This window comes from Hyphomonas oceanitis (assembly GCF_036964545.1).
GTDB lineage: Bacteria > Pseudomonadota > Alphaproteobacteria > Caulobacterales > Hyphomonadaceae > Hyphomonas > Hyphomonas oceanitis.
Genome location: NZ_JBALTL010000006.1, coordinates 276,097 through 298,912, shown reverse-complemented (window position 1 = coordinate 298,912; position 22,816 = coordinate 276,097). Strand labels below are relative to the sequence as shown.

Below are 22,816 nucleotides of genomic sequence, written 5' to 3'. Positions count from 1 at the left end.
TTACCTCTTTGAATGGTTTGGAATTTCAGGAGATCGAAGCAGGGGCGGGAGCCTATTTGGACTCCAGCACGCCCATGATGTCGCTCTCTTTCATGATCAGCAGCTCTTCGCCTTCGACCGTGACTTCGGTACCGGACCATTTGCCGAAAAGGACACGGTCTTTCGCTTTCACGTCGAGCGGGATGCGCTTGCCGTTATCATCAAGAAGGCCTGCGCCAACGGCGACAATGACGCCTTCCTGTGGTTTTTCCTTGGCGGTGTCAGGAATGATGATCCCGCCTTTGGATTTCTCTTCTTCCTTGACGCGGCGCACGACAACGCGGTCGTGGAGGGGACGAAGTTTCATATTGAGCCTCTCGCTTTTCTACGTAGGTTCGGGGTTGAATCTGGGGCGTCGGCTCTGGAACGGAGAGGGGTGTTAGCACTCACCCGTCCCGACTGCTAACGCTGCAGCGGAAGTAGGGGGGCTAAAGGCGCGCGTCAACGGCCCAACCGTGAATTTTTTGTTCATCAACGGCCTGTGGATGCTATGAAAACAGGCATCTAGAGGGGACAAGGCATGGTCAGACTCGCATATGACGCTTCGGGGAAGCCGATTAAAGTCCCCGAACTGGAGTCCATCGCGCTCATACGGCCCGAATTCTTCTCCGGCCCGCGCATCTGGGGCGAAACCCTCGCACCCGCCCTTCAGGCCCGGGAGGCCGACCGGCGCACCACGGTCAAAAAGGCCTGGCGCAAGACCATCATTGCCGGTTTGCTCCCCATGCTTCTGCTGCTGGTCCTGTCGGTGCCATTCCCGTTTCTGCTAGGTGGCTGGCCCATCGTGCTCTTCTTCGGTTCCGGCATTTCCATCGTCCTCGTGGCGGGGCTCGACTGGCTCAAGGTCTACCATATGAAGGCCACCACGAAGGAACTCGTCCTCGGCGCCGCCTGCCAATGTTTCGATTTCACCTATGACACGCTCTCGCCAGACGTCTCCCGCATCACCGACCTGAAAAGCTTCGTCGCCGTCGGCCGCGCCTACCAGAAGAAATACGGCACGCCCGGCGCAAAGACGGGAAAGAAACGCAAACGCGGCGGCCAGACCCGCATCACCACGCCCTTCGGCAGCGCCAGCTTCGGCAGCTCCAATGCCTCCGGGCCAGACTGTCCAACCCCCGCCTATGACATTCTCGAAAGCGCCAGCCTCCTGCCGGGCCACGATTCCCGCGCCTTCGAAGACCTCATCAAGGGCACCCGCGCCGGCGCCAATTTCGCCCTCGTGGAGTGCCGCCTCGAAACCAGCGGCGACAATGGCGGCACCGTCTTCCAGGGCCTCCTCTTCCACGTCGAGTATCCCGAGCGCTTCCTCGGTCGCACGCTCCTCGCCCGGTCCCGCTGGTGGAAACGCGGCAAGGCCTCGAAAGACCTCACCAAGGTCCGCCTCATATCCGCCGAGCTCGACAAGGCCTTCACCGTCTATTCCAATGATCAGGTCGAAGCCCGCATCCTGCTCACGCCCGACCGGCTCGAACGCCTGCTCGCGCTAGAGCGCCACTTCTCCGGCGGAAAGCTGCGCGGCGTGTTCGAGGACGGCCACATGACAATCGCCCTCGAAGCCGCCAACCAGTTCGAGGCCGGCTCCATCTTCAAACCCCTTGTCGACCCGGCCCGCTTCACCACCGCCCTCATCGAACTCGGCTTGGTCTGCGACGTCATCGACGGCTTCCTCACGCGCGACTGGGTACAGGACAAACTGTAGGAAACAGGGCAGGTTCGCGACCGCTGCCGCATCAGCAGGCAAGAGGCAGCGATATTCCGGAACGCCGTGCCATATCGCTTGCCGGGCCGCGCGGCCCGCTGATTAGGTCAGCCCTGCTTTCCCAATCAGACAGGTCTGCCCGCATGCGTCTTCTTCACCGCCCTTTCCTCGCCGCGCTCGCCCTTCTGTCCTGCCTCGCGCAGCCGGCCCTCGCCGATACACCTGTCGAAGCCGCCACAAGGGACAGCCTCAGGGAATGGGTAGCCTTCCTGCGCCTGCCGAACATCACCAAGCGTTCCACGGCTGAAATACGCGCCAATGCCGACTGGATCGAGGCCGCCTTCCAGCGCTACGGCTACACCGCCCGGCAACTCGAAGACGGCGAAACGCCCATGGTCTATGCCGCCTGGCCGACCCAGTCGCCGGATCGCAAGACCGTCCTCTTCTATGCCCACATGGATGGCCAGGCCGTGAAGCCGGAAGAATGGGATCAGGAAAGCCCGTTCTCCCCCGTCCTTAAAGCGAAGGCAGACGGCGGCTGGACAGACCTTCCCCTCGACCGCCTCCTCAATGGCGAGGCCGATCCCGAAGACCGCCTCTTTGCACGCTCGGCCGCTGACGACAAGGCGCCCATCATGATGCTGCTCGCCGCCATGAACGCCCTGAAAGCGGAAGGCCGCGAGCCCGCCATCAATATCAAGATCCTGCTCGACTCCCATGAAGAGGGCGGCCCACCCACGCTCAAGGATGTCGTCAAACGCAATGCCGATCTGCTCGCCGCCGATGCCGTCATCATGCTCGACGGCCCGATGCACATTTCCAACCGGCCCACCGTGGTCTACGGCCATCGCGGCGGCGCTGGTGTCGAACTCACCGTCTTTGGCGCCCGTACAGAGCTTCACTCCGGCCACTATGGCAACTATTCGCCAAACCCCGCCCAGCTGCTCGCTGAACTCCTCGCCACGTTCAAGGATGAATGCGGTCGCGTCACCGTCGCAGGCTTCTATGATGGCGTCGTGTTCGATGAGGAGACCAAGGCCGCCTTCGCCTCGGTGCCCGATGATGAAGCCGCCATCAATGCGCGCCTCGGCATTGCAGAGGCCGATTGCGTCGGCCTGTCCTATCAGGAGGCGATCAACTATCCCTCGTTCAACATTGCGGGCCTCAAGGCCGCCGATGTCGGCACCAACCGCCGCACGATCATTCCCGAATATGCCACCGCCGCCATCGGTATGCGCACCGTGCCTGCCACGCCGCCCGAGCGCCTCATCGCCCTCGTGCGCACCCATATCGAGGCGCAGGGCTACCACCTGGTCGATGGCGAGCCGACTGAAGAGGAGCGCCTGAAATATCCCCGCCTCGCCTCCATGAAGGGTGGTGGGGGCGGCAAGGCCCTGCAAACGCCCCTCGGCGCCCCCGTCGGCAAATGGATCACGGCCTCGCTGAAAGAGACATTCAACGCCGAGCCCGTCCGTATACCGCTCATGGGCGGTTCCGTTCCCACGTCCGGCCTTCTGTCCCTCGGCGCGCCCATCATGCTCCTGCCGCTGGTCAATGCCGACAATAATCAGCACGCCGCCAACGAGAACATGCGCGTCGGCAATTACTATGATGGCGTACGCGCCCTCCACGGCCTGTTCCTCAGGCCCTTCGACGCCACTCCTGCGGACTAGCAAGGCCGAATCACCGGGCGGGGCAGGGAGAAGGGTGGGGAAAGAGGCGCCTCTCTCCGCCCCCGACAAAACCGTGCCTACAATGCTCGCATGTTTCCGCTCGATGAACAGGACATGGAGATCGTGGCGCCCGAAGGCTGGGCGCGGCTTGATCGCGTGGTGCTCATGGCCGTCGACCTGCTCGGCCCCGTCGCCGACGCGATCCTGCCGAAAGGCGTCGCCGCGAAAATCCTCGCCATCCTCAAACCCGCCGAAGCGCTCGCACGGCGCCTCCTCTATCTCCTCGCCCCAACCATCACTCTCCCGCCCGCAACCCCGGCCCCTAGATCCGTGTCCCCGGCGAAAGCCGGGGCCTCATCAAGTTCGGTCCCAGCGCCAACCGCAAGAGATCCCGGCCTTCGCCGGGATAGTCGGAAAATACTGTTCCGCCTGACGGAGGCCCCCACACGTGGGCCCAAACCCACCGGCCCCCGCATCCGCTATCTCGACGGCCCGCCCGCGCCGCCCAAACCGCCTGCACGCCCCAGCGCCCCGCCAACCGCCGCCAAACTTCGGGACCGCCTCATCGCGCTCAGCATGGTCCTCGGCGACCCGGACCATCACGCCAAGCGCCTCGCCCGCATGCTCGCCCGCCGTGCTGCCAAAGGCAGCCCGCGCCCCGTGCCCTTCAATTTCGCCTATGTCCCCCGTCTCGCCCGTCACGGGCTCGAGGAAGACATCCGCGACGTCCTGCAATTCACCAATGACGCCGCCCACTACAAGGCGCATGCGCCGCCGGGCTAGCCCTCACCTCCCACGCCCTTTGGGCGCGGGTCCCTCCTCTCCCAGAGGGAGAGGGATCAAGTGGGACAGAGCTATAAACCCCTCTCCCGCTTGCGGGAGAGGAGGGGCCCATTGCGCAGCAATGGGAGGTGAGGGTCTTTAACCCTACCGCCCCGTATCAAATTTATCGGTCTTCCGCTCGCCCAGCAACATGCGCTGTTCGAGCCGCTTGCGCAGGGCCGCATAATAGGCCTCGAGAAAAGCGAGGTCCGTCTCGCCAATCGTCCGCCCCCAGCCGATCTTGTTGCGGATCCGCTCGGCCACCTGCTGCTTGATCTCCGGGGTCGACTGGCGCAGCACATCCTCAAGAACGTGAAGCTCATGGATGCCGTAGGCATCCGCCTGCGCCGGTGTGAAGGCAAAGCGCGCGCCCTGTTCCGGCGTCATGATCGCCGAGGTGATATCGCTCATCAGCTGCGCCTTGGGCGCCTTGATCACCCATGTTCCCGCCAGCAGGTCACCCACCCGCATCTTGTCCTTGTTGAATACCGGGAAGAAGAGGAACACGCATGACCAGGCCAGCCCGAACAGCGCCATCCAGCCACTCACCTGGTCACTGCCCAGTCCCATGACCACGAATTGCAGCGGCAGGCCCAGCTCCACTTCGCGCATGAAATTGCGCGCCAGCACAGCGTCTGCCGTCAGCCGGCCGCCATCCCGCGTCGCCACGCGCAGGCCGAGCGCCCGCTTGCCCGGCGTCGCAGCTTTCCGGCCGATCTCGAAGAAGATGTAATAGAAGTTCCGTACGAAAAAGTAGAACACCATCCAGAAGGCAAAGGCAAAATTCGCCTGGTCCATGCCCATTGCGTTCAGGGTGAAAATCATGCCCAGCAGCACGCCGATCACGATGGCCCACTGGATCGCCACATCAATGGTAAAGGCCCCGGCGCGCTCTGCCACAGTGGCCAGCTTGAGGTGGATCTCCGCGCCCTCCGGCGTCACCAGCGTGCGCGTCAGCTTGCCCACGCGCATCTGCTCGGCCAGCCGCGCCCGACGGCGCTGGGCCGCCTCCATGCTGATGCCCGGGCGGGCAGGGGGCGCCGACGTATTGGTCATGTGTCACGCTCCGCGCGCGGCAGGTAGAAATAGGCGCACCAGAGGAAAAGGCTCACGCCCGCAATCGTGTAGCGCGCCAGATCGGAATTGATCAGCTGTCGCCCAAAGCCTTCCAGCAGCGCCGCGATCACCAGCATGATGACGCAGCCCATCGCCATGGTGGCCGCCTTCTGCCCCGCGGCCCGCGCCGAGTCCATCCGGGTCATCTTGCCCGGAAACGCCACCGCCCCGCCAATCACGAATCCTGCCGCGCCCGCCAGCGTGATCGCGAACAGTTCCGTCACGCCATGGATCATCAGCCAGCCGGTGAACTCAAAGCCCAGCCCCTTCTGCCAGAACACGGCGTAGAGCGAGCCAATGGTCACGCCATTGTACAAGAGCAGCCACGCCGTTGGCAGGCCGAAGGCAAAGCCCAGCGCAAAGGCGAACAGCGAAATCTGCGCGTTATTGTTGAACAAGTATCCCGAGAACGCGGCCAAGTCACTCTGCCCGTGATCGTTCGGATCGGTATAGATGGTCGAGCGCAAATATTCGACCGTCGCATCCGGGTTGCGCCCGTCGAACAGGCTTTCATTATGGAAAGTCCAGAACCAGTCCATATCCTGCATGCACAGGAAGAAGGCGAGCGCGATGCCGCCAAAGAAAAACAGGAAGGCCAGCAAGGTGGGCCCAACCGCGCCGCTCACCGCCTGTGGCCAGCCACGCCGCAGGAAGTCCATGATGCGCTCGCCCAGCGTCGTGCGCGCGCCGTAGACAAAGAAATAGGCCCGCGTGCACAGGCTCTCCAGATAGGTGATGACGTTCTGGTCCAGCGAGATCGACCGCGCCACGGACAGCGAACTCACCGCCTGCCGGTACAGCCGGGGCAGGGCCGTCATGTCTTCGTCGCTCAGCGCGTTGACGCCGCTATTCTCGGCCCGCGTCAGGATCAGGTCCAGCTTGCGCCAGTCGGCTTCGCGCTCCTCGCGGAAGCGATAGGATTTCAGCGTGTCGCCTCTCACAGCATGTCCCTCTGCTTGATCTGCAGGTAGCGCGAAATCAGCGCGCCCCCAAAGGCTTCCGGTTTCGTCTCGATGATCTGCACGCCCATCCGCTGCAGACGCCGGAACACGACGTCCCGCTCGGCCAGCAGCCCGTCGGCGATCACCGCGCGCGTCACGTCCTCTGTGGTTTCCGGCGGTGCATCCACCATGCCCGACAGGGCTTCGTCCTCGAAGGTCGCGAACAGCACCAGGTGCCGGTCCGTCAGCCGTTTTACATTTTCCAGCATCAGCTCGGCCGAGATCGTATCGACGAAATCGGAGAAGATGATGACAAGGCTGCGCCGCTCCAGCCGGCTCGCCAGCGTGGAAAGGGCCAGCGTGTAATTGGTTTCCTCAGTCGAATAATCGAGGTTTGCCGCCATGCCCTGCGCCTTGGGAAAGCCGCGTGGCCCGCTCAGGAAGCCGGTCGTCAGCCCGGGCCGGGAATCGAAGCCATAGAACATGGTCCGGTCGCCCTGCCGAAGCGAGACATAGGAGAGCAACAGCCCGGCATTGATCGCCCGGTCGATCTTCGGCACCCCGCCCAGCGGTTCGCTCATCAGCCGCCCGGTATCGAAGGCAAACACGATATTGTGGTTGCGTTCGGTGCGGAATTCCTTGGCCAGCAGGTTGCGGTGCCGCGCCGAATGTTTCCAGTCGATGGCCCGCCGGTCCATGCCGCTGGAAAACTCGCGCAGCGCATCAAACTCGCTCCCGTCGCCCCGCTCGATCTGCGTCTTGATGCCAAAGGCTGCGTCCCGCGAAAACAGGCGGATCGCCTCGTCCTTCACCCAGCGAATGTTCGGCGTCACCGGAATATCCCGGTCCAGTTCGAGTATGTGCCGCTTCTGGATGAGGCCCAGCGGCCCCTGCCACCGGCTCCACAGGCGCACCAGTTTCGCCATGCCGCGGCGCTTCGGCGTCAGGTCAAATTCATAGGGCCGCTCATTGCCCTCCCAGCCGCGCAGGCCCTTGGCGGGAATGTCTTCCAGCAGCTCATTCATCTCCAGCTTCACCTGCACCCGGTGCGGCAGCTGCCCCCCGTTGAAGCGCAACACCAGTGGCAGCGGATCGCTCCCGCCGACATAGAGCAGCGGTGGTATCTCCAGCTCAGGCGCATAGGCGCGCAGCGAGGCGCCCATCATCGCGTCCAGCAGGATCAGCGCCCCCACGCCCACAATCCAGCCCGCCGACACGATCCACATCGCAGGCGCCATCAATGCGATGGCCAGCATCAGCGGTACGCCGAGCAGCATCAGGAAGATCGCGCGGGGCGTCGGCGAAATCACCGGGGCGCCGCCGTCTGTTCGATAATACCAGCCAGGGTTTCGTCGGTCGTCTTGCCTTCGATTTCGGCGCCGGGTGACAGCAGAATGCGGTGGCGCAGCGCCGGCAAAGCCAGCGTCTTCACATCATCCGGGATCACGAAGTCACGTCCGTCAATCGCCGCACGCGCCCGTGCTGCCGTGGCCAACGCCGCCGCCGCGCGCGGGCTCGCGCCTGTCTCCAGCGCCGGTGTCTCCCGCGTCGCCCGGATCAGGTCGACAATATAGGAGATGATATCATCCTTCAGCTTGACCCCAGCGACCGTATCCACGGCCGTGTCCAGCTCCGCCGCGCTGATGGCGGACTCGATGCCGAACGAGGCTGGCGTGTTCATGCCGGTGCGCGTGCCGTGCTGCGCGACTATGGCGAACTCTTCCTCACGGCTCGGATAGGCCAGCGTATGTTTGAACAGGAAACGGTCCAGCTGCGCTTCGGGCAGGGGATAGGTGCCCTGCTGCTCGATCGGGTTCTGCGTCGCGATCACGGTGAAGCGTGGGTTCAGCGGATAGGTGTCGCCGTCAATCGTCACCTTGCGCTCCTGCATCGCCTCCAGCAGCGCGGCCTGCGTCTTTGGCGGCGTCCGGTTGATCTCGTCGGCCAGCAAGAGGTCCGTAAAGATCGGCCCCTTGGTCAGGCTGAATTCATTGGTCTGGAAATTGAACAGGTTCGTGCCCAGAACATCGCCCGGCATCAGGTCCGGCGTGAACTGGATGCGCCCGAAGTCCAGCGAGATCGCCTTGGCAAAGCATTGCGCCAGCAGCGTCTTCGCCGTTCCCGGCGGTCCTTCCAGCAGCACATGCCCGGACGAGAACAGCGCCGTCAGCAATATGTCGACCGTCGTGTCCTGGCCGACCACGGCCTTGCGCACCTCGCCGCGTATCTTCGCCGCCAGGTCCTTGATGTCACTTACGTTCATGTGTGCCTCTCCTGAGAATGTCGCGTCGCCAGCGATAGAGTTCGCGGGCTTTTGTCATCAGTTCCTCGCGGCTGGCGGCAGGCGCCCTCAGGCCCGCCTCCATCTGCGAGAACCGTTTGCCGGATTGTTCCTCGGGGCCGAGCCGGTCGAACAGGTCCGACAGCTGTGCCTCGGTCATTGTCTTTGGCGCCGCAATCTCGCGCGCCACCCGCCGCCGCAGCATGGCGAGATAGCCCGGCGCCATACGTGTCTCCCGCCGCGACATCGTGAACAGGCCGGCCGAATTATCCACCAGCGCCTGCTTGCCCAGCGGGATTACGCGGGCGCCCCGCACGGTCGGGCCAAAGCGAACGAGTGCCGCCCATCCGAGGAGGAAGGCCGCTGCCAGCGCCGCCAGCGTCGCGCCGATATAGGGAATATCGAACATCATCTGCATCAGGTTTTCCGAGCGGACGAAGCCGTGCAGCGTCGCATCGAAGATGATCGGCTCGGCTTCGTCATAGCGAATCCAGTCCATCAGCTGCACGGCGAAAAGCGCATTCTCCCGTTCGGCCAGGCCGAACGTGTTCAGCATGTCGGGGTCGGCGAGAATGTAGATGTCCTCGTCAGCCATCTTGCCCAGAAGGATGCCATCCTCGGTGCCGGCAATCTCGACCAGCGTGTCTGACTTGATCACCTGCATCTTCACGTCGGGCTTCAGCTTCATGTCGCCAAACGGAGTCTCGGTCAGGCGCGGCACATCGATCCGCCCGATCTCGCCGGTCACATTCAGTTTGCCCAGCAGGTCGTTCACGGCGCTGGCATCGGTGAACTTGGTGTCGCGCTGGCGCTTGGTGTTGAACGGGTCGGTCTCGCCGTTCCATTTGGGCAGAACGACCAGCGTCGTCGGTTGCAGGACTGTATTCTCAAGATCGCCAGCGCCCCGTGCGGGCAGAGTCAGCACCATCACGCCCCAGTCACGATTGCCCAGCCGACTTTCCAGCCGCGAGACTTCCACCGGATAGCCCTGCTCCTCCAGCAGCTGGACGATGCCATTATAGCCGATGGCAGAGGTCGAGAAGGGATGGTCGCCTGCATGGTTGCGGTCGCGCAGTTCCGGCGACCAGCCAGCCAGCACCATCACCGCGCCGAACGAGACAATCGCAATTGTCAGCATGATCGCCACGGTCCGCGCCGCGAAGGGAGAGCCGGTATTCGTCTCGCTCATGCCCAGCCCTCACCGAAGGCGAAATGCTCATAGGATTCGCGCGCCGTCTTCCAGCCCGCCGCGTCCACCTCGCGCCCGCCGAAGAAACTGTGCTCAACAATCTGGATGATCGGGCCAAGGCCGCGCTTCGCCCGCTCCGGCAGGTGACGCAGGCTGCCAATCTCCCGCGCCGTCAGCGAGCGCGGGACGCCGCCTTCGAGGCGCTGCTGGATGTCGTTGATCGAGCGGAAAAGCAGCAGGTGAACCGCCTCCGCATACTTGCCCGCCCTGGCCAGCGCATCAGCCTCTTCCAGCAGCGTCAGCGCCTCCTGCGTATCGGGCCGCAGGTCAGGCAGCACATCATCCGGATTGTCCACCTTGCCCTTGCCGTCACGACCAAAGCGCACGCGGATCGCCTCGCCGAACAGGAAATAGAGCACGCCCGCCACCACAAGGCCCACGGCAATAAAGAAGACAACCTGCAGGATCGGCCCAAGGGTGCTGAGGAATTGAAAGATCGCCTGCAGCCAGCGTGGCGGCGGCTTGGGTGGCTTGAAGTCCTCGGGCGGCGCATCATATTCCGGCCGCTTCAGTTGCAGGTCCGTTTTCTTCAGGTAGGCCGCATGGGCCTGATCCAGCGCCTCGAGATTGGTCTGCGGGCCGTAATCGTCGTCTTCATCATAGACATAAGTGTCGTCATCATAGGTGTCGACGCTGTCATCGTGCAGGCCGTCCGTCGCGGGGGAGGGTGTCATTTCCGGCAGCGTGTTTTGCGCCCGTCCCACGGGCGAGGCCATCGCGACGCAAAGCGCGAGCAAGGCTCCCATCCGGACCGGAATGCGCACGTGTCGACCCTCCTGCTTCAGGCACCCCGTTTGCCTGCGCGTCTGGCAGACTATTCCAGAGGTTGCGCGCCGCTTCAACGACCTATTGCCCTATCGGGCCATCCACCCGATATAGCCGCTCCACGGCAAGGATGAGGCGGAATATGGACAAGGCAGAACACTATCGCGAGTTGAAGGCCGAAATCGACAGCGTCGTGGCTGGCGAAACCTCAATTACGGCGCGCTATGCCACGGCGGCCTGCATCCTGGCCCAGGCCATGGCGCCGCGTTTCTTCTGGACCGGATTCTATGTGGTCGACCCGCTGAAGGAGGCCGAACTCGTGGTTGGGCCCTATCAGGGCACGCTCGGCTGCCTGCGCATTCCGTTCGGCCGGGGCGTCTGCGGTCATGTTGCGGCCACGGCCGAGCCGATTATCGTGCCGGACGTGCATGCCTTCCCGGGGCACATTGCCTGCGATTCGGCCTCGAATTCGGAAATCGTCGTCCCGGTCTTTGATGCCGAGGGCAAACTGGCGGCGGTTCTGGATGTGGATTCAACGTCGCTCGACGCGTTCGATGAGGTGGATCAGGCAGGCCTAGTTGCTATCTGCAACAGCCTCCTCGTCGCCTGACACGGCGGGCAGCGGGTCCACGTTCAGCGCCATGTCGCGCGGGGCGAGCACTTCGGTCACCATGTCGATCCGCTCGTTGAGCTTTTCTTCAAGGATATCAAGCTTGCGGGCACGCAATTCGCGGTGCGGCGCCAGCGGATAGTGCAGCTCCATCCACGTATCCGTTTCGGACGTGTAGGGCGGCCATACCGGCACGCCATTGCTGTTCGGATTGCCCGTCTTCGCGAAATTGGTCCAATAGGTCACCATCGTCTCGGACAGTTTCTCGTCGCTATGCGTGACAGGCAGAAGCGGGAAGGGCTTGCCGAAAACAAACGGCACTTCGGCGGCATGGTAGGCGCCAAGTGTCTGGTGTTTGGAGGGCGGCACGCGCGAGAAAATATACATCCAGGTCGGTTGGCCCTTATCGGCATTATGCTTGCCGAGGAAGCGCATGTGCACGCCGAACGTATCATCGCCCAGCATGTCCACCGCGCCCTTGTCCCAGGTCTCCAGGCTCTCCATGCCATAAAGCGACTGCAGCGCCTTGGCCGGATTGGCGCCGAACACATCGGCCAGCATCTCTTCGCGTTCGTCCAGTGTGCCCGTCATCGGGCCCGCCAACAGGGTCGGCGACCGGATGCCATCATAGAACAGTGTGCCTTCATCGGCATTGTAGCCTGCCAGCATCGGCAGGTGGGGGACTTCGCCATCACGGATGGCCTTGCCGATCATTTCCGGCAGCACTTTGCCGTCAACGACGGGAAGGAAATAGTCGCCGAGGTCGCCCCGCACCTTCGCGCGCGAGATGATCGCAGCCGCCGGAATTGCGCGCAGCTCAGCAGCGGTCGCGGCAGGCGGCGCAAGGGTCGACAGGAATTCGGTGCCGACATCCTCGGCGCTGCGCACACTGGCGAGCGGGGATTTCGACAGGTGGATGGCATTGCCGCTGCTTGATCCGCTTTCGAGGATCACCTTGTCGAACAGGCCGGCCGACATCGGAGAGGCCATGAGTTCACTGACAGATCCAGCGCCGGCGCTCTCGCCGAACACGGTCACGTTTTCAGGGTCGCCGCCAAAGCTTGCAATGTTCTGGCGCACCCATTTGAGCGCGGCCATCTGGTCCAGCAGGCCGTAATTGCCGGACGTGCCGTCGACTTCCGTCAGCGCCGGATGGGCGAGATAGCCGAGGGCGCCGAGACGGTAATTGATCGTGACCAGAACGACGCCTTTTTCGACAAGGCCGTTCGCCTGATAGAAGCTGGAGGAGCCCGAGCCAGCCTTGTGGGCGCCGCCATGGATCCAGACCATGACAGGAGCCGGCGCTGCGCCGCCCATGTTGCCTGTGCGGACATTCAGGAAGAGGCAGCTTTCGGATTCCTGCGGAGCGGGCTGTGCGGCGAGATATTTCTCGGCCACAAACCGTTTCCACCAGGGCAGGCCATTGCCCTTCAGGATGTCATCGACAAAGCCGGCGAGGCTGTCACGGCCCTGCAGGCATTCGGGACCAAAGGTGCGGGAATCGCGGGGAATGGCGCCCCATTGCGGCGGTATATCCGGCGCGCTCCAGCGCTGCGCGGTGGCATAGGGAAGCCCATTATAGACCTGAATATCGGGGTTATCCTCGTCCACGCCGCCGATGATCACGCCTTGCGCAATGCGCAGCGGTTCGGTGCGCTCCAACGGCGCGGCCGGCTGGTTCAATTTGAACCAGCCCCAGGCCACTCCGGCGACCAGAATAAAGAAGAGGACTATACTAAGACGTTTCATTGCGTGGTTCCCACCTGCAATTCGCAAGAACTATACCAGATTGAGAGCTATGTCACGATAACCGGTCCGTCTCAGGACAGTGTGTCGAGGGCCTGCGTCACGGCGGACACAAGATCAGCAGTCGGCTCAATGCCGGCGGCAAAGCGGATGAAGCCCTCCGGCACGTCGTCGCCCCATCGGGCCCGGCGCTCCGCACTCGAATGGACGCCGCCGAAACTGGTGGCCGGAGAGAGCAGGTGGCAGTCTGCTATGAAGCGTTCGGCATTCGACTTGTCGGCGAGTTCGAAACTCACAATCGGCCCGAAACCGTTCATTTGCTTCAATGCCACCTGATGAAACGGGTCATTCCCCAATCCGGGGTAATGTACGGCATTCACGGCTGGATGGCCCTGTACAGCCTCCGCCAGGGCCAGCGCATTGGCGTTCATCCGGGCGAGGCGCACCTCCACGGTCGCGAGCCCCCGGTGCAGCAGGAAGGCATCGAACGGGCTGACAATCGCCCCCGCCAGTCGCCGCCATGTCTTCACGCCCTCGAAGAGTTTCGCGTCGCGCGTCGCCACATGGCCGCACAGCACGTCCGAATGGCCTGCCATGGCCTTGGTGTCCGACATGACGCTGAAATCGGCGCCAAGGTCGAGCGGCTGCTGGATCAGCGGCGACGCAGTCGTGTTGTCGGCCATGACCAGCGCGCCCGCCTCTTTCGCGCGTTGGGCGACTTTTGCGATGTCGCAAACCGCAAGGCCGGGATTGGACGGCGACTCGATCAGCACCAGCTTGCAGCCCTTGAAATCCGCCGCGGCCATCTCCGCCGTCGGACAAGTGCGCATGGTCACGCCCATCGGCTCGAACTGGGTGCTCAGCAGGTTGCGCACATTGTAATAGCCATCGGACGGCACCAGAATCGTGTTGCCAGTCCGCAGCACGGAATAGAAAACCGAGGCAATCGCCGCCATGCCGGACGGGAAGCAGACCACGTCCGCCGCTTCCAGGATGCCGATTTCAGCCTCCACCGTTTCCACGGTCGGGTTGCCGTTGCGGCCATAGAAATGGCTGCCGTCCGGGTCACCGGGCAGGTGGAACGTGGATGAGGCATGGATCGGCAGCGCCACCGCCTCGCCCTTTGCAAGGTGCTCGGTGCGGTAATGCAGCAGCCGGCTGATCGGCGATGTTGTGTCAGTCAAGCAGGGAGGCTCCTTTGCCAATGGCGGCAGAAAGGGCTGCCTTGGCATCGCTGTCCAGTGCGGCCCATTCGCGCTTCAGGGCCTCAAGGCATTTTGCCTGATACTTGAACACGCCCTGCTCATAGCGCCCGCCCTCAACCGTCAGGCTGAACGTCTCCGCCCCCGCCGCCAGCGCCTCCACATTGGCCTGCAGGAAGGGCAGGTAGGTGTCGCCGCAGATGGCCAGCAGGTCCTTGACCGGGTCGCTTAGCCCGTCCGCCCAGCCGCCTTCAATGCCGCCCGCATCATCGGCATGGTCCAGCCAGCGATAGAGGTAAGGCGTCTCGGCGCGTAGCCACGCCATCGGCGTCGGGTCGTAGGACATGACTTTCAGCTGCCCGTAAAAGCCGAGGTCCGCCAGCGACACCGCATCGCCGAACAGGAAGCGCGTCGGCCCCAGCGCCATGGCCTCCAGCGCCCGGTTGACCCGCTTCCAGCTCGCCTCGATCAGCGGCGCCGTTTCCGGCGTACAGCCAACGAGGGCCATGCGCGAAATCTGACGCGCGCGGATGCCCGCCGCCGTCTCTTCAACGGCGGCGCGCCCACCATTGGGCAGCGTGTCAAAGATCAGCCAGTTGGCGCACCATTCTGCGTCGTCCTCGTAGAACCAGCGATAGTGGAACATGGCCTTCATGAACCATTCGTCCGCCATGTCCTCCAGCAGGAGGCAGGCATAGCGCTGGGCCGGGCCCGTTGGCAGGAGGGGGCGGCCCTCGCTTTCGATCGAGAGCAGGAACGGCGTTGAATCATTCGTCCACGTCCCATCGGGGCATTTGATGACCGGGATGACCGGCGCCTTGACGTTCGGCATGATCTGCCCGCGCTCCTCGCTCGTCATGCCGGTCCATGTATGCGGCAGACGCTTCGCCCGCATCGCCGCACGCACCTTCATCGAATAGGGCGAGCCGAGCGCGCCATAGACTTCATAGATGCTCATGTCTTCTCTCCACTCACCCAGCTCGGCCGCGTCACGATCAGCTCCTGGCAGAGCAGGCCTGCCTCGCGGTGGCGCGACATTGATTTGTAATCCTTGTGGTTCAGCGTGGCGATGAAGGCCTGGCGTGTGGGGAAGTGGTTCACGAGAACCGCATCCCAGTCGCCTTGCCCGATGAAGTAGCGCTCGGTCGATGCCAGCAGCAGCGTCGAGCCGCCGACTTCTTTCGCGGCTTCCGTGAAGGCTTCGGAATAGCGCATATAGGCCGCCTCGCCGCTGATCGCCTCGCCATGCTCGGGATCATCCGGCCCGTACTCCGCCTTCACGCGGAACTTGAGCAGGTTCACCTGCGCGACGGGGCCGTCATAAGGGTCATCGCGGAAGGCGCGGAACTGCTCGGCGGTGGGCTGGAAGGCTGGCATCTTGTTTCCTCGTGGTGATGGCCCTTAAGGGCGTTTGTCCGGATGCTTGCCCAAATAGCGCTCGGTGTAAAACAATGCCGCCGCGTGAAGCCCATGCTGGGCGTCGAGGTTTTCATAGGCGAGAAATTCCTCATACGGCATTTCCAGCACTTCGATCTCCTCGTTCGGGTCGAGCGATTGCGCGTGCGTCTTTGTGCAGCCAGTGGCGAGGAAATAATGCACCTGATTGTTCTGCAGCGCCGGGTTCGCAAAGCAGGTCCCGACATGCACCATCTCGCGCGCGGTATAGCCGGTCTCCTCCTGCAGCTCGCGCCGCCCCGCCGATTCCTTGTCCGTCTCGCCCGGATCCATCACACCGCCCGGAACGCCGAGCAGCACGATGCCGCCCGCATGGCGATACTCGCGGATCAACACCACATTGCCTTCATCCGTTATGGGGATCAGCGTCACCCATTCGGTGAATTCCAGCACATGATAGGTCGGCACGACATGGCCGTCATCGCGCTTGCACTTGTCAGTGCGCAGCGACAGGAACTTGTCCTTGAAGGTCTGGTGGCTTTCAAGTGTCGTCCAGGGTTTGATCATTGACTGCCTCATGTGAGCGCTCATCCTGAGCGACGTCGAAGGACGGGCGCGGGCGAGACATGCATTCGGCCAGCCCGGCTCGCCCTTCGACGTCGCTCAGGGTGAGCCTTCGGGGATGTTGGGTGACTTCAGGTGTCTGTTCAGGAACGCCATCCGCGTTTTCATCAGGTGGACCTGCAGCTTCTCCCCGCGAATGCCGTGGCGCTGGCCGGGATAGGTCATCAGCTCGAAAGGCTTGCCCCTCTCCTGCAGCGCGGCCATCAGGCGGGTCGTGTTGTCGAAGGTGACATTGTCGTCCGCCATGCCGTGCATCAGCAGCAGGGGCGTTGTCAGATTGTCGACATAGGGGAAAACGCTGGACGCTTCATAGCCATCCGGATTGTCTTCCGGCGTGTCCATGTAGCGCTCGGTATAGAACGTGTCATAGAGTCGCCAGTCGGTGACGGGCGCCCCGGCGGCGGCTGCGGCGAACGTGCCCTCAGGCGCCTGCAACACCGTCATCAGGGTCATGTAGCCACCGTAGGACCAGCCCTGAATGGCGATGCGGCTCGCGTCCACGAAGGGCTGGCTTTTCAGCCAGTCGACGCCGACCAGCTGGTCGCGCACTTCCGGCCCGCCCGTGCGGCGATAGATGACGTCCTCGAACTGCTTGCCCCGGTTGGCCGAGCCGCGATTGTCCAGCCGGAAGAGGATGTATCCCTCACGCGCATAGAACTGGTCCGACACACGGGCCCATTCATTCACCACGGTCTGCACATGCGGCCCGCCATAGACTTCGACGATCACGGGATACTTTTTGGCGGGGTCAAAGCCCGGCGGCTTCAGGATGGAGTAATGGAGGTCCTGCCCGTCCTCGGCTTTCAGCGTCCCGAATTCCGGTTCGGAATGATTGGCAAGAAACGGCGCATAGGGATGGTTTTCGTCCAGCCGGTTTTCCTCGATCCACGCAATCAGCGACCCGTCGGCCCTGTACAGCCCGACCTGCGGCGGCTGGCCCGGCGAGGAGCTGGTGCCGACGAAGGACTTGCCGTCCGGCGCCATGGTGATCGCCCATGACTTGCCGGGTTCGGTGATGCGCGTGGGCGCGAGATCGACATCACGCGACAGGCGCTGGGCAGTGGTGCCGCCAAGCGCCGGAATTCCAGCCCGGTACAGGTGGCGTTCAAGGGGAGAATCCTTGAAGCCCGTGAAGTGGATATCCATGCGCGCGGCGCTGGCCATCTTCAACTCGTCGACCGTCCAGTCACCACCGATGTGACGGGGCGGCGCGCTACCTGAAGCGGGAAGCAGGCAAATCTGACGATAACCAGTCGTTTCGTCGCTGAGCGCGTTGCCCCATCCGCCAAGGCTCTTGAAGTCTGTTGAGAGATTGATCCAGTTCGGCTGCCGGTCCAGGGTTCGATGGGAGGCCTCGTAGAGGCGCACGCCTTTTGACGGATGCTGGAAAGCCATGAATTGTACAAGATCGAGATCCGTCTGATCGCGGTTCACACGTTGTACGAAGAGCGTATCCTGCGCCCAGTTCACTCGCGCGAGATACTGGTCCGTCGCAGGCCCCCAATCATCTCTCCGCCATTTGATCTCGACAGTCTCCCCCGTCGCCATGTCGCGAACGAACAGGTCCACCACGGCATTTGGCCGTCCGGCGCGCGGATAGCGCTGTTCGATGACGCTGACCTTATCCGCCTCTATGTCGAAGCGTGGTATGATGTCGACCGTGGATTCATCCACGCGCGTATAGGCGACATGGCGGTCGTCCGGGCTCCACCAGTAACCGGTGAAACGATGCATCTCTTCCTGCGCCACAAACTCGGCGACACCATACGAAATCGCCTTGTCCGGCTCGGCGGCGGGGGAGAGGCGGGTCTCTTCACCGCTGGGCAGGTCAATCGCGTAGAGCGCCCCATCGCGTACAAAACTGGCATACCGCCCGCCCTGCGAGACCTTCGCATCCGTCTCGAAAGCGTCGTTCTCGGTCAACTGGCGCACCTGCGGCGCCCCCTCGCCAAGTGTCACCAGGAACAGGTCGCCGCCCATCGGCACGAGCAGCGTGTCCGCCGTGCCCCAATCGTAATCAACGATGCCTTTTGCGCCTGCAATCCGCTTGCGCTCGCGCGTGGCTTTCTCCATTTCGGAGAGTTCTGCTTCGACAGGTTGAAGAAGCTGCGAATCGATCAGGCGGCTCTGCAGGCCCGTTTTCACGTCAAACTGCCAGAGATCGAACCGGTCCTGTTCGTCCGGACGGCCTTTCAGGAAGGTCACGCGCTGGCCGTCGGGCGAGAATTTTACCCCCCGTGGAGCCGGTCCTGACAGGGAAGGCGAGCCATACAGGCGTTCAATCGTCAGGACTGTAGGGGATTCAGGCAATGGTGCTCTCCGCGTGTTCTGTAGCGCACACTAGCGATCATCGGGCTTGTGTCATCCCGCCGACCGGAAATCGCGCACAGATTGATAATTTGTGGCGAAACTGTGTTTCCTGTCTGGTCAGGTTGAAGACGTGAATTAAAGTACACCTATGGATGAGGGGAACGCCATCTACGAACACGCTCAGGCACTGCTCGCGGGCAGTGAGGGGGGCGAGTCGCTCGTGAAAGCGGCTGAAGCGATGCGTAAGGCGGCGAATGCCGGCCACGCAGCGGCGGCCAACAATTTCGGAACCATGCTCCATCACGGTCGGGGGGTCCACAAGGACCTCGCTGCGGCCCGTGCCTATTACCATCAGGCGGCCGAAACCGGCCTGCCCACGGCGCGCTTCAATCTCGGTTTCATGCTCGTGCGCGGCCTTGGCGGCGAGACTGATGTGGCCCGCGCCCGCACCCTGTTCCTGCTGGCGGCAGAGGATGGCGAGGTCGACGCGATCACCCATCTTGGCGCCATGATGATGACCGGGACAGGCGGCGTTCAGGAATTTGATTCCGCTCGCGAATGGTGGACCCGCGGCGCCCGGCTGGGCGACAGCCGCTGCGCCTTCAATCTCGGCATTGCCCATGCCGGTGGCCATTGGGGCGAGTCCGATTTCATCGCGGCCTGGCACTGGTTCCGGGAAGCTGAACGCCTTGGCAATGCCGGAGCAGGGGCTGAGCTGGAGCGGCTCGAAAGCGTGATGTCCGACGAGGAACACGCCGCCGCCAAGGCCTGCGCGTCTCGCTAGACCGGCCCGCGCTCATAGAGCCAGGCATAGCCTATCACGAAGGTCGATAGGGCGATGAACAGGTCGCCGCAGAGCGCAACGCAGGCAAACAGAATGCCGCGCCACGCCCTGCCAACCTTGCTAACGGCGGCCGGCAGCCCATTGAATACAGTCAGCGCATAGATCACACCCGTCAGCGCAAGGGCCGGCATGAGCGTTTGTTCGAACAGGGCGACATCCAGCAGGGGTATTGCGACCGTCGACAGGACACCCAGCAACAGGCCCGGCAGCAGGGCCGCGAAATAGAGGCGCAGCCGCAAGGGCGCGCGGGTGCCCTTGCCCCAGATCCGAACCACAAGGGCCAGCAGCCCGTGAACGAAAAAATAGCTGAACGGGAACATGATCAGCCACAGGCCGAGATAGTCCTGGGTGAACGTGTCCATGTCGCCATAGCCGAGCACATTGGAATCGGTGAGCCCTGACTTCGTCATCTGGTGGAGCGCGCTATTCTCGCCGCCCCAGAGGAAGCGCAGGAAGACCATGGCGGCGATCAGCGTGAAGACCAGCCGGATCGACGGCGTATACTTGCCAAGCCAGTCCGCATCCCGCGCCGCCGCGAACACTTTGCGGGGCGTGGCGAGGATGGCCCACATCGAGGCCAGCGCCCGGACATTCAGGCCGAACAGGTCGTCCAGCAGCGCGTCCCAGCCGGACGCGCGGCTCATGTCGTCATCGGCCGCTCTGGCCTGTGTCACCGGTTCACTCATAGCGGGACTCCTCAGTCCATTGGAGGCTATTTGCGCGTGAAATCAAGCATGGGGCAAAAGGCTCTGAACGATAAACAAATTTTACCCCGTTCAGAATGCTGCTAGGTTACCAGCGGGAGGACACAAAATGCTGAAATGGATTCTGGGTATCGCCGGAGCGCTTATCGTCGTGGCGGCAGCAGCTGGCTGGTGGCTGTTTGCTGGATTCAGTCACGCGCCAAAGGCAGCGGCGGGCCTGATGGACATCGCGCAATGGCGCAGCATGGTGCGCGAAGGCGGTGGCACGCTGCCCACGCAGGTGCGCGTGCTGGAAGTCGGCCGGGATTCCGCGCCCATGGTGGCGGCGCGTGCCGGGGCGTTCGGCGGCAAATGGCAGACGAGCTACAATTCCGTCCAGCTGGTCTATCCGGACAAGACCATCATTATCGGCGGCGCCCTCGACCGTCAGACATCCGAAGGCATGGTGGCCGCCCCCAAGGACTGGTCATTCGATGACGCAGCCTATGAGCAGCTGATAGCGGCCATGCTGCGCGCCGATCGGGTGCTGATCACGCATGAGCATCTCGATCATGTCATGGCCATCGCGCGCGCGCCCCAGCCGGACGCGCTGGCACCGCGTCTGGTGCTCAATGCGCTCCAGATCGCCGCCATGCCACAGTTTGCGATTGGCGAGCTGGCGCCAGCCGTGCGCGATGTCGCCCCGCGCCTTGATGGTTCGGTCCAGCTGGTCGCGCCGGGCGTCGTTGCGATCCCCGTGCCCGGCCATACGGCGGGCAGCCAGATGGTCTTCATCACGCTGGAGAATGGTCATGAATACCTGATGATCGGCGATATCGTCTGGACCATGACTTCGCTCGACGAACTGGTCATGCGCCCCGTCTTTACCCAGTACGCCGTGATTGATCCGAACGAAGACCGCACCGCCGTCAAGGACCAGATCCGCGCCCTGCACGACCTCTGGGAGGCCAATCCGGAGCTGACCGTTTTCCCGAGTCATGACCGCACATGGCTGGAAATGCTGGAGCAGCAAGGCCTGATCAGCTGGGGTTTTCAGGACTAGCATTGCCATTGACGGCTTGATTTTCCGCTGCGCGCGCGCGAGTAGAGCGCATTCTCCCTCCCGCTCGAACAGGAATACGCGCCATGGCCGGTCCCCAGATTGTTTTCCACATGCAAGGCCTCACAAAGGCCTATCCTGGCGGCAAGAAGGTGTTCGAGAACATTCACCTGAACTTCCTGCCTGACGCGAAGATCGGCGTCGTCGGCGTCAACGGTTCCGGTAAGTCGACCCTGCTGCGCATCATGGCGGGCGAGGACAAGGACTTCCAGGGCGAGGCCTGGGCAGCTGACGGTATCAAGGTCGGCTACCTGCCACAGGAGCCGAAGCTCGACCCGACCCTGACCGTGTTCGAGAACGTCGCCTCCAAATGCCCTGAAAAGCAGATGCTGGAACAGTTCAACGCCATCTCCGAAAAGCTCGGCGAAGACTATTCCGACGAGTTGATGGAAGAGATGACCAAGCTGCAGGAGCAGATCGACGCGGCGGACGCATGGGACATCGATTCCAAGATCGACATGGCCCTCACAGCGCTGGGCTGCCCCGAAAACGATGCCGACGTTGCGGCACTCTCAGGCGGTGAAGCGCGCCGCGTGGCGATCTGTCAGCTGCTGCTGTCCAAGCCCGACATGATCCTGATGGATGAACCGACCAACCACCTCGACGCCGAAACCGTCGCTTGGCTGCAGAATTACCTGATCAATTTCCCCGGCTGCGTCATCCTCGTGACCCACGACCGTTACTTCCTCGATGATATTACGAGCTGGATCCTCGAACTTGACCGCGGCCGCGGCGTGCCTTTCCAGGGCAACTATTCCGGCTGGGTCGAGCAGAAGGCCAAGCGCATGGAGCAGGAAGCCCGCGAGGATACCGGCCGCAAGCGCACGCTGGCCAAGGAACTCGAATGGGTCCGCTCCGGCCAGAAGGCCCGTCAGGCGAAATCCAAGGCCCGTATCAATGCCTATGAGGAAATGGCCTCGAAGGCTGAGCGCGAGCAGGTGATGACCGCGCAGATCCGCATCCCGCCCGGCCCGCGCCTTGGCGGCGTCGTGCTGGAAGCGGAGGGCCTGAACAAGGCCTTTGGCGAGAACGTGCTGATCGAAGACCTCGACTTCAAACTGCCCCCGGGCGGCATTGTCGGCGTCATCGGTCCGAACGGCGCCGGTAAATCGACGCTGTTCAAGATGATCCTCGATCAGGAAAAGCCGGATTCGGGCAGCCTGCGCGTCGGCGAGACCGTGAAGATCGGCTATGTCGACCAGAGCCGCGACAAGCTCGATCCGAACAAGAACGTCTGGGAGGAAATCTCGGGCGGCACGGACATGATTGACCTTGGCGGTGTGCAGGTCATGTCGCGCGCCTATGTCGGCGCCTTCAACTTCAAGGGCACGGACCAGCAGAAGAAGGTCGGCCTGCTCTCAGGCGGTGAGCGCAACCGCGTCCACCTCGCCAAGATGCTCAAGGGCAGCCACAACCTGCTCCTCCTCGATGAACCGACCAACGACCTCGACGTGGAAACGCTGCAGGCCCTCGAAGAAGGCCTCGACAACTTCCCCGGCTGCGCCGTTATCATCTCGCACGATCGCTGGTTCCTTGACCGCATGGCGACGCACATCCTCGCCTTCGAGGGCAACAGCCATGTCGAATGGTTCGAGGGCGATTTCTCGTCCTATCTCGAAGACAAGAAGCGCCGCCTCGGCGAAGACGCCGTCAATCCGAAGCGCCTGAAATTCAAGAAGTTCGGACGCTAAGCC

At 63.0% G+C, this 22,816-nt stretch carries 21 protein-coding genes; 7 read left to right on the top strand and 14 right to left on the bottom strand.

Annotation, left to right across the window (positions count from 1 at the left end; all coding sequences use genetic code 11):
• Positions 1–52: 52 nt before the first annotated feature.
• Complete coding sequence (gene groES, locus V7651_RS16960; RefSeq protein WP_335592511.1) at positions 53–346, bottom strand: co-chaperone GroES; 294 nt, start codon at positions 344–346, stop codon at positions 53–55.
• Between the two features lie 213 nt (positions 347–559).
• Between groES and V7651_RS16955 the strand changes: the two genes are divergently transcribed.
• The 3 genes from V7651_RS16955 to V7651_RS16945 all read left to right on the top strand — a co-directional run bounded on the left by V7651_RS16955 (position 560) and on the right by V7651_RS16945 (position 4,197).
• On the top strand, positions 560–1,741 hold the full coding sequence (locus V7651_RS16955; protein WP_335613850.1) for a DUF3137 domain-containing protein: 1,182 nt from the start codon (positions 560–562) through the stop codon (positions 1,739–1,741).
• A gap of 143 nt (positions 1,742–1,884) precedes the next feature.
• Positions 1,885–3,414 (top strand): M20/M25/M40 family metallo-hydrolase, encoded by a 1,530-nt coding sequence (locus V7651_RS16950; protein WP_335613849.1) that lies wholly within the window; start codon positions 1,885–1,887, stop codon positions 3,412–3,414.
• A gap of 90 nt (positions 3,415–3,504) precedes the next feature.
• Positions 3,505–4,197, top strand: coding sequence for a hypothetical protein (locus tag V7651_RS16945; RefSeq protein ID WP_335613848.1), 693 nt, complete (start codon positions 3,505–3,507; stop codon positions 4,195–4,197).
• Between the two features lie 144 nt (positions 4,198–4,341).
• Here the strand turns inward: V7651_RS16945 and V7651_RS16940 are convergent, their stop codons facing one another.
• The 6 genes from V7651_RS16940 to V7651_RS16915 are packed head-to-tail and all read right to left on the bottom strand — an operon-like array spanning position 4,342 to position 10,587.
• Positions 4,342–5,292 carry an RDD family protein gene (locus V7651_RS16940; protein ID WP_335613847.1) on the bottom strand — a complete coding sequence of 317 codons (951 nt, stop codon included), beginning with the start codon at positions 5,290–5,292 and terminating at the stop codon, positions 4,342–4,344.
• Positions 5,289–6,293, bottom strand: coding sequence for a stage II sporulation protein M (locus tag V7651_RS16935; RefSeq protein WP_335613846.1), 1,005 nt, complete (start codon positions 6,291–6,293; stop codon positions 5,289–5,291). Before V7651_RS16935 ends, V7651_RS16940 begins: the two co-directional genes overlap by 4 nt.
• Entirely contained in the window at positions 6,290–7,603 is a 1,314-nt protein-coding gene (locus V7651_RS16930; RefSeq protein ID WP_335613845.1) for a DUF58 domain-containing protein, read from the bottom strand. The genes V7651_RS16935 and V7651_RS16930 overlap by 4 nt, the downstream gene beginning before the upstream one ends.
• Positions 7,600–8,556: an AAA family ATPase gene (locus V7651_RS16925; RefSeq protein WP_335613844.1), complete on the bottom strand. Its 957-nt coding sequence runs from the start codon at positions 8,554–8,556 to the stop codon at positions 7,600–7,602. Before V7651_RS16925 ends, V7651_RS16930 begins: the two co-directional genes overlap by 4 nt.
• Positions 8,543–9,763, bottom strand: coding sequence for a DUF4350 domain-containing protein (locus V7651_RS16920; RefSeq protein ID WP_335613843.1), 1,221 nt, complete (start codon positions 9,761–9,763; stop codon positions 8,543–8,545). The genes V7651_RS16925 and V7651_RS16920 overlap by 14 nt, the downstream gene beginning before the upstream one ends.
• Complete coding sequence (locus V7651_RS16915) at positions 9,760–10,587, bottom strand: hypothetical protein (protein ID WP_335613842.1); 828 nt, start codon at positions 10,585–10,587, stop codon at positions 9,760–9,762. Before V7651_RS16915 ends, V7651_RS16920 begins: the two co-directional genes overlap by 4 nt.
• Positions 10,588–10,730: 143 nt before the next feature.
• Here V7651_RS16915 and V7651_RS16910 point away from each other — a divergent pair, with 143 nt between their 5' ends.
• Complete coding sequence (locus tag V7651_RS16910; protein ID WP_335613841.1) at positions 10,731–11,198, top strand: GAF domain-containing protein; 468 nt, start codon at positions 10,731–10,733, stop codon at positions 11,196–11,198.
• Here the strand turns inward: V7651_RS16910 and V7651_RS16905 are convergent.
• The 6 genes from V7651_RS16905 to V7651_RS16880 all read right to left on the bottom strand — a co-directional run bounded on the left by V7651_RS16905 (position 11,163) and on the right by V7651_RS16880 (position 18,475).
• Positions 11,163–12,947 (bottom strand): carboxylesterase/lipase family protein, encoded by a 1,785-nt coding sequence (locus V7651_RS16905; RefSeq protein ID WP_335613840.1) that lies wholly within the window; start codon positions 12,945–12,947, stop codon positions 11,163–11,165. The genes V7651_RS16910 and V7651_RS16905 overlap by 36 nt on opposite strands.
• A gap of 71 nt (positions 12,948–13,018) precedes the next feature.
• A complete protein-coding gene (locus tag V7651_RS16900; RefSeq protein ID WP_335613839.1) occupies positions 13,019–14,128 on the bottom strand; it encodes a cystathionine gamma-lyase in 1,110 nt (369 codons plus the stop codon).
• A complete protein-coding gene (locus V7651_RS16895; RefSeq protein WP_335613838.1) occupies positions 14,121–15,104 on the bottom strand; it encodes a glutathione S-transferase family protein in 984 nt (327 codons plus the stop codon). The genes V7651_RS16900 and V7651_RS16895 overlap by 8 nt, the downstream gene beginning before the upstream one ends.
• Entirely contained in the window at positions 15,101–15,523 is a 423-nt protein-coding gene (locus V7651_RS16890) for a DUF1330 domain-containing protein (RefSeq protein ID WP_335613837.1), read from the bottom strand. The genes V7651_RS16895 and V7651_RS16890 overlap by 4 nt, the downstream gene beginning before the upstream one ends.
• A 24-nt stretch (positions 15,524–15,547) precedes the next feature.
• On the bottom strand, positions 15,548–16,108 hold the full coding sequence (locus tag V7651_RS16885; RefSeq protein WP_335613836.1) for an NUDIX hydrolase: 561 nt from the start codon (positions 16,106–16,108) through the stop codon (positions 15,548–15,550).
• 96 nt (positions 16,109–16,204) lie between these two features.
• Positions 16,205–18,475, bottom strand: coding sequence for a S9 family peptidase (locus tag V7651_RS16880; protein ID WP_335613835.1), 2,271 nt, complete (start codon positions 18,473–18,475; stop codon positions 16,205–16,207).
• A gap of 148 nt (positions 18,476–18,623) precedes the next feature.
• On the opposite strand from V7651_RS16880, the gene V7651_RS16875 reads away from it, so the two are divergent.
• Positions 18,624–19,259, top strand: a complete 636-nt coding sequence (locus V7651_RS16875; RefSeq protein ID WP_335613834.1) for a tetratricopeptide repeat protein — start codon at positions 18,624–18,626, stop codon at positions 19,257–19,259.
• Here V7651_RS16875 and V7651_RS16870 read toward each other — a convergent pair.
• Positions 19,256–20,005 carry a hypothetical protein gene (locus tag V7651_RS16870; RefSeq protein WP_335613833.1) on the bottom strand — a complete coding sequence of 250 codons (750 nt, stop codon included), beginning with the start codon at positions 20,003–20,005 and terminating at the stop codon, positions 19,256–19,258. The two genes, V7651_RS16875 and V7651_RS16870, sit on opposite strands and share 4 nt — an antisense overlap.
• A gap of 127 nt (positions 20,006–20,132) precedes the next feature.
• On the opposite strand from V7651_RS16870, the gene V7651_RS16865 reads away from it, so the two are divergent.
• Together V7651_RS16865 and ettA are read left to right on the top strand one after the other, a co-directional pair.
• Positions 20,133–21,065 (top strand): MBL fold metallo-hydrolase, encoded by a 933-nt coding sequence (locus tag V7651_RS16865; RefSeq protein ID WP_335613832.1) that lies wholly within the window; start codon positions 20,133–20,135, stop codon positions 21,063–21,065.
• A gap of 83 nt (positions 21,066–21,148) precedes the next feature.
• Positions 21,149–22,813 (top strand): energy-dependent translational throttle protein EttA, encoded by a 1,665-nt coding sequence (gene ettA / locus V7651_RS16860; RefSeq protein ID WP_335613831.1) that lies wholly within the window; start codon positions 21,149–21,151, stop codon positions 22,811–22,813.
• Positions 22,814–22,816: the final 3 nt, after the last annotated feature.